The organism is Streptomyces sp. NPDC048560 (assembly GCF_040650955.1).
GTDB lineage: Bacteria > Actinomycetota > Actinomycetes > Streptomycetales > Streptomycetaceae > Streptomyces.
The window spans coordinates 304,539-317,288 of record NZ_JBEZIJ010000008.1 but is presented as its reverse complement, the minus strand read 5'-3'; the positions used below and the strand labels follow the sequence as shown (position 1 = coordinate 317,288).

Below are 12,750 nucleotides of genomic sequence, written 5' to 3'. Positions count from 1 at the left end.
CGAGGCTACTCCGTGCGACGCGCACCGGCATCAGGCCGATCAGCCGCGTCCCCGCACAGCCCCGCGCTACCGCAGTCCGCTGCCCTGCGGGGGACCACTGGTCGGGGTGTGGGACGGGGAAGCGCGCACGATCGTGATGAGGCGGTCCGTCAGTTGCAGGGGGCTGGCCGCCGGATCGTCGTAACCGAGCAGCCGGTGGCCCCGGAGCACGCTGACCACCAGGTCCTCGACCTCCCGCACCGTCTTGCCCACCTCGGCCTTTATCACCGGCCGCTCGATGAGGTCGAGCCCGCTGCCCTGCTGGATCAGGTCCTCCATGACCGTGCCCGCGCTCGGGCTGAGCACGGAAAGACCGAGCAGGCGCCCGGCCGCGCTGGCGCTGGTGATCACCGCGTCGGCGCCGGACTGTCGCAGCAGCGGGGCGTTCTCCTCCTCGCGCACGGCAGCGACGATCTTCGCCCCGCGGTTGAGCTGGCGCGCCGTCAGCGCCACCAGGACGGCGGTGTCGTCGCGCTGGGTGGCGATAATGATCTGACGCGCTTTCTGGAGCTCGGCCCGCAGCAGTACATCACTGCGTGTCGCGTCGCCCAGCACACCCACGAAGCCCTCGGCGTTGGCCGCCTCGATGACTTTCGAGGCCGGATCGACGACGACGATCTGTTCCTTCTTCAGGCCCGTGCTGCACAGCGTCTGGATCGCGGAGCGGCCCTTCGTGCCGAAGCCGACGACCACGGTGTGTTCACGCAAGTTGCTTCTCCAACGGTTCAGCCGGAAGTCCTCCCGGGTCCGCTCCGTCAGGACCTCGAGAGTGGTGCCGACCAGGATGATCAGGAAGAGCACGCGCAGGGGCGTCACCAGGAGCACGTTCATGAGCCGGGCGCCGTCCCCGTACGGAACGATATCTCCGTAGCCGGTGGTCGACAGCGTCACCGTCGCGTAGTAGACCGCGTCGAGGAAGTCGACCTGGCCGTCGGCGTTGTCGTGGTACTCGCTGCGGTCCAGATAGACGATCAGAACCGTGGTGGCCAGCACCATGAGCGCCATCGCGAGCCGCTTGGCGACCTGCCGAAGCGGCCGGTCCATGACGCGACGGGGCAGCATCACCCGGGTGGGGACGACATGCTCGTCGGCGCGCCTGGCCATCGCATCCTGGCCGGGAAGTTTCACGTGAAACACCCTTCCGTCCACGGCGTCGCCGAGGCCCACGGCAGATCGAGGATCTCCACCTCGGTGCCGGACCGTACCCCGCCCGGTGGCACGACTGCCAGTCCGTCAGCAGCGGCGATCCCCCGGAGCATGGCGGGACCGTTGTAGTGCAGGGGTACGACGTGGTCCAACCCGCCCCCGCGCGCGGCGCGATGGACGACGGGCACGAGCCGGGTGTCGTGCGGATGTCCCTGCACCTCGTCGTGGACGAGCGCCCGGTACGGGTCCTGGCCCGTACGCCCCGCGATGCCGCGCAGCAGGGGCTCGGCAAGCGTGAGCAGGCCGGAGACGGCTGCCAGGGGATTGCCGGGAAGGCCCACGACGTACGGGCCTTGAGAGGCGAGCCGGGCCAGCAGCATGGGATGGCCGGGACGCACGTCGACGCCGTCGATCAGCAGCTCCGCGCCGATTTCGGCGAGGACCGGGTGCACATGGTCGACCGGGCCCGCAGCCGTGCCACCGGTGGTCACGACGAGGTCGGCGTCCGAGGCGGTGAGGGCGTGCCGGAGAGCCGCGGCATCGTCGCCGAGTCGCTGGGGCTCGCCGACCTCGGCGCCCAGGGCGCGCAGCCAGGGGCCGAGCATGGGGCCGAGTGCGTCCCGGATCAGCCCGTCGTGCGGCAGCCCGGAGGTGAGGAGTTCATCGCCGAGTACGAGGACGTCGACGCGGGGGCGGGGCACGGCGGCCAGGGCGTCGTACCCGGCAGCGGCGGCCAGCCCGAGGACGGCCGGTGTCACCAGGGTTCCGGCGGGCAGCAGCTCGTCCCCGGTCCGGCACTCCTGGCCGCGCGGCCGGATGTCCTGCCCGGGAACGACCTCGCGCTGCCCGTAGAGCAGCCCCTTGGCCTCGTCGGTGTGCGCGTGCTCGCTGCGGATGACGGCGGTGGCGTCTGCCGGGATACGGGCACCCGTGGCGATCCGTACGGCCTCACCGTCCGGCAACGCCTCGGGCGCCCCGTGCCCGGCGAGGAGGCCTTCGCCCTCACGGACCGTCCACGGACCCGGCCCCGCGACGACCCAGCCGTCCATGGCGGAGGTGTCGAAGGACGGCAGATCGGTGAGCGCGTGGAGCGCCTCGGCGAGGACATGGCCGAGGGCCCGGTCCAGGGGGAGGCGGTGCGCGGCCACGGGGAAGTCCCGCCCGGCCCGCGCGGCGAGGGCGCGAGCGTCCGCCCAGGAGGTGGCTCGTGCCCGTGATCGCCCGGGGCGCGAGGGCTGCGCGGGGGCTGCGGGGGAGTGCGGGACCTGCGAGCTCGCGACCGGGGAGTGCGGGGCAGAGGAGGGCGGGGTCGAGGAGGGTGGTGTCGAGGCGCGTGAAGGTGAGGCGCGTGGAGGTGAGGCTTGCGGGATCGAGGACCCCTGCTCACCCGGACGAATCCCGCGGTCCGGACGGTCCCCGCGGTCCTGACGGTCCCCGCGGTCCTGACGGTCCCCGCGGTCCTGACGGTCCGCGCGATCCGGACGGTCCGCGCGATCCGGACGCTCGGCGCGGTTCGACGCCACGAGGGCCAGCGCCTCCTCCACGGCACGCTCGTCCTCCGCCGCCATCGCGGGGATCGAGGAGGAACCGGGCGAGGCCGGACCGGGCGGACGCGCGTGCTGGGACTCGGCGGCCGTGACGGAGGACGTCTCCCCATCACCGGCCGTGACGGAGGCCGTGTCACCACTGGCCGGTCCGGACGCACGGACGGCACCGGGCTCGGGATGCCCCGTCACTGCGGATCGGCCTCGTTCTTCGTGGCCCCCGCCTCCTCCTCCCACCGGAGGGCGAGCGCGGTGGCCTTGCGGACGGCCTCGGCCACCGCGTCCGCCGCCGCTTCCGGGCCGTCACCGCTGCTCGCCTTCGCCGCCGCGTAACCGACCAGGAAGGTCGTCAGAGGCGCGGCCGGCCGCGCGACACCGTGGGCGGCGTCACGGGCGAGGTCGAGCAGGAGGCCGGTGTCGACGTCGAGGTCGATGCCGAGTTCGTTCTTGACTGCGGTGATCCATTCGTCCAGCACGGACCCATGCTCCCTGATGCGGGCCCTGGCTGTGGCGATGTCTTCCCAGGTGTCGCAGTCGAAGGAGTCCAGCGGACCGGCCTCGACCCGGGCGAGGTCCAGTTCGGCCGTCAGCAACCGCAGCGGCAGCCCCGCGAGGCTGCCGTGCTCGGTGGCCACGAGCGCGAGTTCACGACGCAGCGGTTCGGCCCGGTACACCGCCACCAGAGGCTGGTCACGGCCGCTGGGATCGGTGCACAGGGCGCCCTCCCGGTTCTCTTCCCCGGCTGCGGCCAGAAGCGCCCCGACGGTGGACGTCCCGAGGAACGGCAGGTCGGCGGAGAGTACGAGCAGGTGCTCCGCCGTCGTGTGCCGCACTCCCGCCCCGAGCGCCGCCAACGGGCCACCGCCGACCGGAACTTCCCGCGTCCAGGTCACCGGGCGCCCGGTCGGCCGCCGGCCGCCCACCACCACGGTGGTGCCGGCTCCCGCGCACGCCGCGAGAACCCGGTCCAGCAGCGACCGGCCGCCGACCCGGATCCCCGGCTTATCGGCACCGCCGAGGCGTTTGGCGGCCCCTCCGGCAAGGACGATGGCGTCATAGGCGGTCATGCCCCGAGTATGCGTGCACCTCGCACCCGCTGATCCCGCAGGGACCGGACGCAGTCGGCGGTCCGGCCCCGCACAGCCCGCTCTCCGCCGTTACAGGGTGCGCAACAGCACTGCCGGCTGCTCCACGCAGTCGGCCACGTACCGGAGGAACCCGCCCGCCGTACCCCCGTCACAGACCCGGTGGTCGAAGGTGAGCGAGAGCTGGACCACCTGGCGCACGGCCAGTTCACCCCCGTGCACCCAGGGCTTGGGCATGATCCGGCCGACGCCGAGCATGGCCGCCTCGGGGTGATTGATGATCGGCGTCGAACCGTCGACTCCGAACACCCCGTAGTTGTTCAGCGTGAACGTGCCCCCGGTCAGCTCGGCCGGCGTCAGCTTGCCCGTACGGGCCGACTCCGTCAGCCGGGCGATCTCGGCGCCGATCGACTCCACGTTCCGGGACTGCGCGTCCCGGACGACAGGTACGACCAGCCCGCGTTCCGTCTGGGCGGCGAAGCCCAGGTGGATGTCCCGCAGCCGCACGATCTCCCGCGCGGCCGGGTCCACGGTCGAGTTGAGCTCAGGGAACTTCGCCAGCGCCGCCGTGCAGATACGGGCCAGCAGGGCGAGCACCGACACCTTGGGGCCCCCGGACGGACCACCGGCAGCGTTCATCGCCGCACGCGCCGCCATCAGTTCGGTGGCGTCGGCGTCGACCCAGCACGTGGCGTCCGGGATCTCGTGCCGGCTGCGCGACAACTTGTCGGCCACCGCGCCGCGTACGCCGCGCAACGGAATCCGCTCATCGGCGGTGCCGATGGCAGCCCGTGGCGCCGGAGCGGCGCCGGGTGCGCCGACAGCCACCGGAACGACCGCCGGGGCGGCAGCCGCGGCCGTCCGCTCCGTCGCGGCCTTGATCGCGGCCTCGACGTCTGCGCGCAGAATCAGCCCGTCACGGCCCGACCCCGTCAGCTGAAGCAGATCGACCTCGTGCTGCCGGGCCAGCTTCCGGACGAGGGGCGAGACGACGGCCACCGGCCCCCGCGCCTCTTCGACGGCGACGGCGGGCGCCGGTTCGGGCTTCCGCTCGGGCGCCACGGGCCGGGCAGCCACCGACTCGGGCCGGACCCGCCGACGCCGCGCCGCCGGCGCCCCCGTGCCGTATCCCACCAGCACGTTGCCGGACGACTCGGCCTCGGCAGGTCCGGAACCGTTCGCCGAAGGCCCGGTTCCGGGCCTCGTTTCTGCCCCCGCCCCGGACTCCGAGGATCCGACCGCCACGGTCAGCAGCGGTGCGCCGACCGGGAGTTCCGTACCCTCCTCGCCGTACCGCGCCGTCACCACGCCCCCGTAGGGACACGGCACCTCCACCATCGCCTTGGCCGTCTCGACCTCGACGACCGGCTGGTCGATGGCGACGACATCGCCGACCTCCACCAGCCAGCGCACGATCTCCGCCTCGGTCAGTCCTTCACCGAGGTCCGGCAGCTTGAATTCCAGCACCTGAGCCATCAGCTGTCCGCCTCCCACTGCAGACGGGCCACCGCGTCGAGCACCCGGTCCACTCCCGGCAAATGGTGCCGTTCCAGCATCGGAGCCGGATACGGGATGTCGAATCCGGCGACTCTCAGCACCGGAGCCTCCAGATGGTGGAAGCACCGCTCGGTGACCCGCGCGGCGATCTCCCCACCGGGGCCACCGAAGCCGGAGGACTCGTGGACGACAACGGCCCGCCCAGTACGCCGCACGGACGCGGCGACGGTCTCGTCGTCGAACGGCACCAGCGAGCGCAGGTCCACGACTTCGAGGTCCCAGCCCTCGGCCACCGCGGCCTCCGCCGCCTCCAGGCACACCGGCAGGGAAGGCCCGTACGTGATGAGCGTCGCGCTGCGCCCGGGACGGCGTACGACAGCCCGCCCGATCGGCTCGACCGGGGCCGGTGCCTCCGGCGACCAGGCCGCCTTCGACCAGTACAGCCGCTTCGGCTCCAGGAAGATGACCGGATCGTCCGAGGCGATCGAGGCCCTCAGCAGTCCGTACGCGTCGTCGACCGTGGCCGGGGTGACGACGTGCAGACCGGGTGTGGCCATGTAGTAGGCCTCGGAGGAGTCGCTGTGGTGCTCGACCCCGCCGATCCCCCCGCCGTACGGCACCCGCACCGTGATCGGCAGCGGCATCGCGCCCCGGGTCCTGTTGCGCATCTTCGCGACATGGCTGATCAGCTGCTCGAACGCCGGATAGGCGAAGGCGTCGAACTGCATCTCGACGACGGGCCGCAGCCCGTACATCGCCATGCCCACGGCAGCGCCCAGGATTCCCGCCTCGGCGAGCGGCGTGTCCGTGCACCGGTCGTCGCCGAACTCCTTGGCCAGTCCGTCGGTGATCCGGAAGACCCCGCCGAGCGTGCCGACGTCCTCACCGAGGACGTGTACCGAAGGGTCCTGCGCCATCGAGTCGCGCAGCGCACGCCCGAGGGCCTGCGCCATGGTGGCCGGCTTGGGCTTCCCCGCCTGTGTGCCGGGAACCGCCGCTGCGGTCGTCATCGCCGTTCCTCCGCGTCGTCGTGCTGGTCCTGCTCGGCATCCAGCTCGACACGCAGGCGGGCAGCCTGCTCACGCAGCTGCTCCGTCTGCTCCGCGTAGACGTGGGTGAACAGGCTCATCGGGTCGAGCACCGGGTCGGCGTTCATCCGCTCACGCAGTCCGGCAGCCATCACGTCCGCCGCTTCCTTCGCCGCCACGATGCCATCCTCGTCCAGCAGTCCGCGCCCGGTCAGCTCCCGCTCCAGGAGCCGGATGGGGTCGTGCGCCCGCCATGCCTCGACCTCACTGTCCACGCGGTACCGCGTGGCGTCGTCGGCGTTCGTGTGGGCTTCCATCCGGTAGGTGACGGCCTCGACGAGCGTCGGTCCCTCACCGCGCCGGGCACGGGCCACCGCCTCGCCGAGCACCTGGTGCACGGCCGCCGCGTCGTTGCCGTCGACCAGGCGGCCGGGCATCCCGTACCCGATGGCCTTGTGGGCCAGGGAGGGTGCCGCGGTCTGCTTGGCCAGCGGGACGGAGATCGCGAAGCCGTTGTTCTGCACGAAGAAGACGACCGGGGCCCGCCAGACGGCCGCGAAGTTCAGCGCCTCGTGGAAGTCGCCCTCGCTGGTCCCGCCGTCGCCGACCATGGCGAGTGCCACCACGTCGTCGCCCTTGAGGCGCGCGGCGTGGGCCAGGCCCACGGCGTGCGGCAGCTGGGTGGCGAGCGGGGTGCAGAGCGGGGCGATGCGGTGCTCTCGCGGGTCGTACCCGGTGTGCCGGTCGCCGCGCAGGAGAGTCAGTGCCTCGACCGGGTCGAGTCCGCGTGCCACGGCCGCGAGGGTGTCGCGGTAGCTGGGGAAGAGCCAGTCCTGCTCCTCCAGCACGAGCGCGGCAGCGACCTCGCATGCCTCCTGCCCGGTGCTCGACGGGTAGACGGCGAGCCGGCCCTGCTTGGTGAGGGCCGTGGCCTGCGCGTTGTAGCGACGGCCGCGCACCAGCTCGGTGTAGAGCCGCAGCAGCAGGCCGGGGTCCGCGTCGGCCGCCGCGTCCGTACCGAGCACGCGGTACGGCTCGGGATCCGGGAGCAGCGGCGCCGGGTCGGTGAGCGGCTTCCAGGCCGGGGGCGGCGTGGGCCGGTAGGCAGCCGCGCCGGGCAGCTCTTGGACCGTCATGACAAGCACCTCCTGGCATCGAGGTAGATCGAGGGGTGTCGAAATATGTCGAGATGTCGCGGGGGAGACGAGACACGGGTGTGGTGTGCCTCACCTACCGATTGTTCGGTCGCGGCGGCAGTTTGGCTACAGGCACCGCCAGCCTGTGGACAAACGGTTCTTCACAGCCTGGGATAGGTGCAGGTCGTCCACAACAGGGAGGCACGGAGAGATGGCGTCTGAACAAATGGCCGAGAGGGGCGAGGACCCGGCCCCCGTTCCCCCTGCCAGGCCGCTCGATGCCATCGACCGCGACATCCTCCGCATCCTGCGTTCGGACGGCCGCGCCTCGATACGTTCGGTCGCGGACCGCGTCCACGTCTCGCGTGCCAACGCGTACGCGCGCATCAACCGGCTCGTGGAGGACGGCGTGATCCGCGGCTTCAGCGCGCGGGTGGACCACGAGCGGGCGGGGCAGGGCGCCTCCGCCTACATCACGCTCAAGATCGTGCAGAACTCTTGGCGGACGGTGCGCGAACAGCTCCAGGCACTCCCGGGAGCCACTCACATCGCGCTGGTCAGCGGAGACTTCGACGTACTGCTCCTGGTGCACACGCCGGACAACCGGGCGCTGCGCGAACTGGTCCTGACCAGGATCCAGTCCATCCCCGAGGTGCTCTCCACCCGCACCCTGCTGGTGTTCGAGGAGACGGACCTGGGCCCGGGCCAGGAGCGCCTCGCGGACACCGCCCAGGGCTTCGTCAGCGAGTGACCCGCATTCCCTCGAAGGCCAGCTGCACCACCGTGTCCGCCAGCTGCTCCGCCTCCGCGGAGCCACCGGGCTGCGGGCGGTACCACTCGACCAGGGAGTTCACCATCCCGAAGAGCAGCCGAGTGGCCAGGCGTATGTCCACGTCGGCGCGCAGATCGCCGTCCGCCACCGCCGCCTTGAGCAGCTCCGACACCCGCTGGTCGAACTCGCGCCGACGCTCCAGGGCCCAGCGCTCGGCCTTCGTGTTGCCCCGTACGCGCAGCAGCAGCGTGACGTAGGGAAGCTCGGTCATCAGCACCTCGACGGTGCGGCGCGTCACGTACTCGACCCGCTCGATGGTGCGCCCGCGCGTCGCGCCGGGCTCGTCGAGCACGGCGAAGAGCCCGTCGAGCGCCCGGCTGACGGCACGCCTCAGCAGCTCTTCCTTGCCACTCACATGGTGGTAGATGGACGACTTGGAGATGCCGGCCGCCTTGGAGAGGTGCTCCATGGAGGTGCCGTCGTAGCCGCGCTCGTTGAAGACACGAACGGCCACGGTGAGGAGCGTCTCAGGCGTGTACGTGTCCCGCTTGGCCGTAGTCATGCCCGCGATCCTCCCCCATGAGTTGTCCACAGGTTTCTCGGGGGCCCTTGCCCCGACCGATCGTTCGGTTACTCTAACTCCGTCCGCCCGTCCCTGCCCAGCTCGATGAGGAGTTGGTCCGTCATGGCCGCCGAGCTCTCCCCCCAGCAGCTGTCCGAGACCCACCGACCGACGCTCGACCAGGCTCTCGACGCCATGCGTACGCGCGCCTACTGGTCCCCGCACCCCGAGCACCCCAAGGCGTACGGCGAGGGCGGCGCCCCCGGCAGCCTGGGCCCGGCCGAGGGCAAGGCCGCGTTCGACGCCGTTCTGAACACCCGGCTCGACCTCGGCCAGCCCGGTACCGACGGCTGGACGGGCGGCGAGACCTCGCCGTACGGGCTGGAGCTCGGCGTCGAGTACCCCCACGCCGACCTGGACGTCCTGCTGCCCGCCATGAGCGCGGGCGTGGGCGCCTGGCGCGAGGCCGGACCGGAGACCAGGGCCCTGGTGTGCCTGGAGATCCTGTCCCGGATCAGCGCCCGCACCCACGAGCTCGCCCTCGCTGTGATGCACACCAGCGGGCAGGCGTTCATGATGGCGTTCCAGGCAGGCGGACCGCACGCCCAGGACCGCGGCATGGAAGCGGTGGCGTACGCGTACGCGGAGCAGATCCGCACGCCCGAGACCGCCGACTGGTCCAAGCCCCAGGGCAAGCGCGACCCGCTCCAGCTGACCAAGACCTTCACCGCGGTGGGCCGCGGTATCTCGCTGCTCATCGGCTGCAACACCTTCCCCACCTGGAACAGCTACCCGGGCCTCTTCGCCTCCCTGGCCACCGGCAACCCGGTGCTGGTCAAGCCGCACCCGCGCGCGGTGCTTCCGCTGGCGCTCACGGTGCAGCTGGCGCGCGAGGTCCTCACCGAGGCCGGCTTCGACCCGAACCTGATCGCCCTGGCGGCCGAGCGGCCGGGCGAGGGCATCGCCAAGACCCTGGCCCTGCGCCCCGAGATCAAGATCATCGACTACACGGGGTCGACCGCCTTCGGTGACTGGCTGGAGGCGAACGCCCGCCAGGCACAGGTCTACACGGAGAAGGCGGGGGTCAACACGATCGTCATCGACTCCACCGACGACTACCGCGGGATGCTCGCCAACCTGGCCTTCTCGCTCTCGCTCTACAGCGGCCAGATGTGCACCACCCCGCAGAACCTGGTGATCCCGCGCGGGGGCATCGCGACGGACGCGGGCGACAAGTCGTACGACGACGTGGTCGCCGACATCGCCGCCGCGGTCACCGGCCTCCTCGGCGACGACGCCCGGGCCGGGGCCCTGCTCGGCGCCCTGGTCAACCCGGACGTGAAGGCCAGGGTGGAAGGCGCCGCGGAGCTCGGCGAGGTGGCTCTGCCGTCCCGCTCGGTGTCCAACCCCGACTTCCCCGACGCGGTGGTCCGTACGCCGGTCATCGTCAAGTTCGACGGCGCGAAGCCGGATGACGGCGCGGCCTATCTGTCGGAGTGCTTCGGCCCGGTCTCGTTCGCGGTCGCGGTCGACTCGACGGCGGACGCTCTGGCGCTCCTGCGGCGCACGATCCGCGAAAAGGGAGCGATGACGGTCGGCGCGTACACCACGTCACCGGAGGTCGAGCGCGAGGTGGAGTCCGTCTGCTTCGAGGAGTCGGCCCAGCTCTCGCTGAACCTGACCGGCGGGGTGTACGTCAACCAGACGGCTGCGTTCTCCGACTTCCACGGTTCCGGCGGCAACCCGGCGGCGAACGCGGCCCTGTGCGACGGCGCGTTCGTCTCCAACCGCTTCCGGGTCGTGGAGGTCCGCCGCCAGGCATAGCCGGAGCCGGGGGAGCCGACGGACACCGCCGGCTCCCCCGTCCCGCCGGACCGCACGCTCAGCCCCGTCCCCGTCCCCGACCCGTCCGGCCCTCCGGCGTTCCAGGAGCGGGATCCGGGGACGGAACCACGGCTACGGGCCGGCTGCCGGACCCTCCGGCGCGGGAACGTCCGCGTACCGCTGCACCCACGCGTGCATCGCGATCGCCGCCGCGGCCCCCGCATTGATCGACCGCGTCGACCCGAACTGCGCGATCGAGCACACCATCGACGCGTGTTCGCGCGCCTCCTCCGTGAGCCCCGGCCCCTCCTGCCCGAAGAGCAGCACACAGCGCCGCGGCAGCTCGGTCCGCTCCAGCGGCACCGCACCGGGAAGGTTGTCGATCCCGATGATCGGCAGCCCTTCGGCCGCCGCCCATGCGGTCAGGTCCGCCGTGTCGGGGTGGTGCCGTACGTGCTGGTAGCGGTCGGTGACCATCGCCCCCCGGCGGTTCCACCGCCGGCGCCCCACGATGTGGATCTCCTTCGCGAGGAACGCGTTCGCGGTGCGCACCACCGACCCGATGTTGAAGTCGTGGCCCCAGTTCTCCACCGCCACGTGGAAATCGTGCCGACGCAGGTCCAGGTCGGCGACGATCGCCTCCCGCGTCCAGTACCGGTACGCGTCGCCGACGTTGCGCCGGTCCCCGTGGGCGAGCAGCTCGGGGTCGTACCGCTCACCCTCGGGCCACGGCAGGGGGTGCGGACCGACACCGATCTCCGGCCCGTATCCCTCGTCGTACTGGACCGGTTCCGCCGCCGGATCGGGTGCCCCGGTCGAAGGGGACTCTGTACTGCCGTTCTCGCTGCTCACCCGACGAGCGTATGGCCCGCGCCGTCGTGGTGCTTCGGGGCCTCCCCCTCGTCCTCCCCGGCCGGCTCCCGGCCGGCCACCGGGGCCTCGGGCGCACTGCGGGAGAAGAGCCGCTGCCGGGCGAGCGTGACCCGGCCGCCCAGCCACACCAGGAAGACCGTGGGCAGGAACACCGCGTCAGCGGCGATCATCGCCATGGAGAAGAACGGCAGCCCGAGCAGCAGGGCGATCCCGGCGTGCTCCCCGATCATGGCGACCAGCAGCACGTTCTTGACGCGCCGGTTGAACAACGTGAACGGGAAGGCGACCTGCACGAGAACCGTGCCGTACGTCAGCACCATCACCACCAGGGCGCTGGACGCGAAGAGGCCCGAGAGTCCCGGCCACGGGGTGAAGTAGTCCAGCTTGAGCGGGTAGTAGAGCGCCGTGCCGTCCTGCCATCGCGAGCCCTGGATCTTGTACCAGCCGGCCGTCGCGTAGATCAGACAGACCTCGGCCATGATCACGACGAGCGTGGCGTTGTGGGCGAGGTTGGCCAGCACGTCGAGCAGCGTGCGCGGCTCCCCGTCCGGCCTGAAGCGGTTCGCGGCCCACCACGCACCGGTGCCCGCCCACACCGACCAGAGGAGGATCGGCATCCACCACGTTCCGCCGAGGCCGTCCATGAAGGTGGCCACCAGCAGTACGGAGCCGAGCACGGCCCACAGGACCGGCCCCACGACGTCACGGACCGCACGGGGCCCGTCCGCCGCCCGTGCGGCGTTGCGCGCCGCACGCCGCGCGTCCAGCGACCACACCTGTGCGCAGCGGGTCAGCACGAGGTAGATCGCCATCAGGTGGATGACGTTGTCGCCGCCGTCCCCCATGAAGATGCTGCGGTTCTGCATGGACAGCACGCCGACCATGAAGAGGACGGACATGGTCCGGCTGCGCCAGCCGACCATCAGGAGGGCTGCTGACAGTACGGCGAGCGCGTACACGCACTCGAACCACACCGTGCTGTCCGACCACATGAGCACCGTGAAAGCGCCGTTGTTGCCTATGAGCTGCTCCGCCATCCCCCACTGCCACGGGCCGTCGGGCCCGTACATCTCGTGACGGTGCGGATATTCGCGCAGCAGGAACAGCAGGTACGTGGCGGAGAAGCCGATCCGGATGACAGCGCTCTGATAGGGCCCCAGGGCCGTCGAGGTCACGCGCTGGATTCCGCGGGCGAGCTTGCCGGCAGGACCGCTGGCGGGAACCCGGCCGCCGTCCCGCATATC

The 12,750-nt window shown here is 71.7% G+C and carries 11 protein-coding genes; 2 read left to right on the top strand and 9 right to left on the bottom strand.

The features are described from left to right. Nucleotides 1–66: 66 nt before the first annotated feature. The 6 genes from AB0C82_RS22730 to pdhA all read right to left on the bottom strand — a co-directional run bounded on the left by AB0C82_RS22730 (nucleotide 67) and on the right by pdhA (nucleotide 7,475). Nucleotides 67–1,206: a potassium channel family protein gene (locus AB0C82_RS22730; protein WP_362844904.1), complete on the bottom strand. Its 1,140-nt coding sequence runs from the start codon at nucleotides 1,204–1,206 to the stop codon at nucleotides 67–69. Next, the gene (locus tag AB0C82_RS22725; RefSeq protein WP_362845194.1) at nucleotides 1,164–2,753 is read right to left on the bottom strand and encodes a molybdopterin-binding protein; all 1,590 of its coding nucleotides are present in this window, start codon (nucleotides 2,751–2,753) and stop codon (nucleotides 1,164–1,166) included. The genes AB0C82_RS22730 and AB0C82_RS22725 overlap by 43 nt, the downstream gene beginning before the upstream one ends. Before the next feature lie 164 nt (nucleotides 2,754–2,917). Continuing rightward, a complete protein-coding gene (locus AB0C82_RS22720; protein WP_362844902.1) occupies nucleotides 2,918–3,796 on the bottom strand; it encodes a DUF6457 domain-containing protein in 879 nt (292 codons plus the stop codon). Between the two features lie 90 nt (nucleotides 3,797–3,886). After that, nucleotides 3,887–5,290: a dihydrolipoamide acetyltransferase family protein gene (locus tag AB0C82_RS22715; RefSeq protein ID WP_362844899.1), complete on the bottom strand. Its 1,404-nt coding sequence runs from the start codon at nucleotides 5,288–5,290 to the stop codon at nucleotides 3,887–3,889. Beyond that, the gene (locus tag AB0C82_RS22710) at nucleotides 5,290–6,321 is read right to left on the bottom strand and encodes an alpha-ketoacid dehydrogenase subunit beta (RefSeq protein WP_362844896.1); all 1,032 of its coding nucleotides are present in this window, start codon (nucleotides 6,319–6,321) and stop codon (nucleotides 5,290–5,292) included. Before AB0C82_RS22710 ends, AB0C82_RS22715 begins: the two co-directional genes overlap by 1 nt. After that, nucleotides 6,318–7,475 (bottom strand): pyruvate dehydrogenase (acetyl-transferring) E1 component subunit alpha, encoded by a 1,158-nt coding sequence (gene pdhA, locus AB0C82_RS22705; protein ID WP_362844893.1) that lies wholly within the window; start codon nucleotides 7,473–7,475, stop codon nucleotides 6,318–6,320. The genes AB0C82_RS22710 and pdhA overlap by 4 nt, the downstream gene beginning before the upstream one ends. Nucleotides 7,476–7,686: 211 nt before the next feature. On the opposite strand from pdhA, the gene AB0C82_RS22700 reads away from it, so the two are divergent. Next, complete coding sequence (locus AB0C82_RS22700; RefSeq protein WP_362844891.1) at nucleotides 7,687–8,226, top strand: Lrp/AsnC family transcriptional regulator; 540 nt, start codon at nucleotides 7,687–7,689, stop codon at nucleotides 8,224–8,226. On the opposite strand, the gene AB0C82_RS22695 is transcribed toward AB0C82_RS22700, so the two are convergent. Then, on the bottom strand, nucleotides 8,216–8,809 hold the full coding sequence (locus AB0C82_RS22695) for a TetR/AcrR family transcriptional regulator (RefSeq protein WP_362844888.1): 594 nt from the start codon (nucleotides 8,807–8,809) through the stop codon (nucleotides 8,216–8,218). The two genes, AB0C82_RS22700 and AB0C82_RS22695, sit on opposite strands and share 11 nt — an antisense overlap. Before the next feature lie 123 nt (nucleotides 8,810–8,932). Between AB0C82_RS22695 and paaN the strand changes: the two genes are divergently transcribed. Beyond that, on the top strand, nucleotides 8,933–10,633 hold the full coding sequence (gene paaN, locus AB0C82_RS22690; RefSeq protein WP_362844885.1) for a phenylacetic acid degradation protein PaaN: 1,701 nt from the start codon (nucleotides 8,933–8,935) through the stop codon (nucleotides 10,631–10,633). Nucleotides 10,634–10,765: 132 nt separating this feature from the next. Here paaN and AB0C82_RS22685 read toward each other — a convergent pair whose 3' ends face one another. Both AB0C82_RS22685 and AB0C82_RS22680 read right to left on the bottom strand, forming a co-directional pair. Beyond that, nucleotides 10,766–11,485, bottom strand: a complete 720-nt coding sequence (locus AB0C82_RS22685; protein WP_362844882.1) for a TrmH family RNA methyltransferase — start codon at nucleotides 11,483–11,485, stop codon at nucleotides 10,766–10,768. Further along, nucleotides 11,482–12,747 (bottom strand): HTTM domain-containing protein, encoded by a 1,266-nt coding sequence (locus tag AB0C82_RS22680; protein ID WP_362845192.1) that lies wholly within the window; start codon nucleotides 12,745–12,747, stop codon nucleotides 11,482–11,484. The genes AB0C82_RS22685 and AB0C82_RS22680 overlap by 4 nt, the downstream gene beginning before the upstream one ends. Nucleotides 12,748–12,750: the final 3 nt, after the last annotated feature.

Bases quoted from the DNA above. Each gene is read 5' to 3' on its own strand.
- AB0C82_RS22725 (WP_362845194.1), bottom strand. From the start codon at position 2,753: ATGGCGGCGGAGGACGAGCGTGCCGTGGAGGAGGCGCTGGCCCTCGTG.
- AB0C82_RS22720 (WP_362844902.1), bottom strand. From the start codon at position 3,796: ATGACCGCCTATGACGCCATCGTCCTTGCCGGAGGGGCCGCCAAACGC.
- AB0C82_RS22715 (WP_362844899.1), bottom strand. From the start codon at position 5,290: ATGGCTCAGGTGCTGGAATTCAAGCTGCCGGACCTCGGTGAAGGACTG.
- AB0C82_RS22710 (WP_362844896.1), bottom strand. From the start codon at position 6,321: ATGACGACCGCAGCGGCGGTTCCCGGCACACAGGCGGGGAAGCCCAAG.
- pdhA (WP_362844893.1), bottom strand. From the start codon at position 7,475: ATGACGGTCCAAGAGCTGCCCGGCGCGGCTGCCTACCGGCCCACGCCG.
- AB0C82_RS22700 (WP_362844891.1), top strand. From the start codon at position 7,687: ATGGCGTCTGAACAAATGGCCGAGAGGGGCGAGGACCCGGCCCCCGTT.
- AB0C82_RS22695 (WP_362844888.1), bottom strand. From the start codon at position 8,809: ATGACTACGGCCAAGCGGGACACGTACACGCCTGAGACGCTCCTCACC.
- paaN (WP_362844885.1), top strand. From the start codon at position 8,933: ATGGCCGCCGAGCTCTCCCCCCAGCAGCTGTCCGAGACCCACCGACCG.
- AB0C82_RS22680 (WP_362845192.1), bottom strand. From the start codon at position 12,747: ATGCGGGACGGCGGCCGGGTTCCCGCCAGCGGTCCTGCCGGCAAGCTC.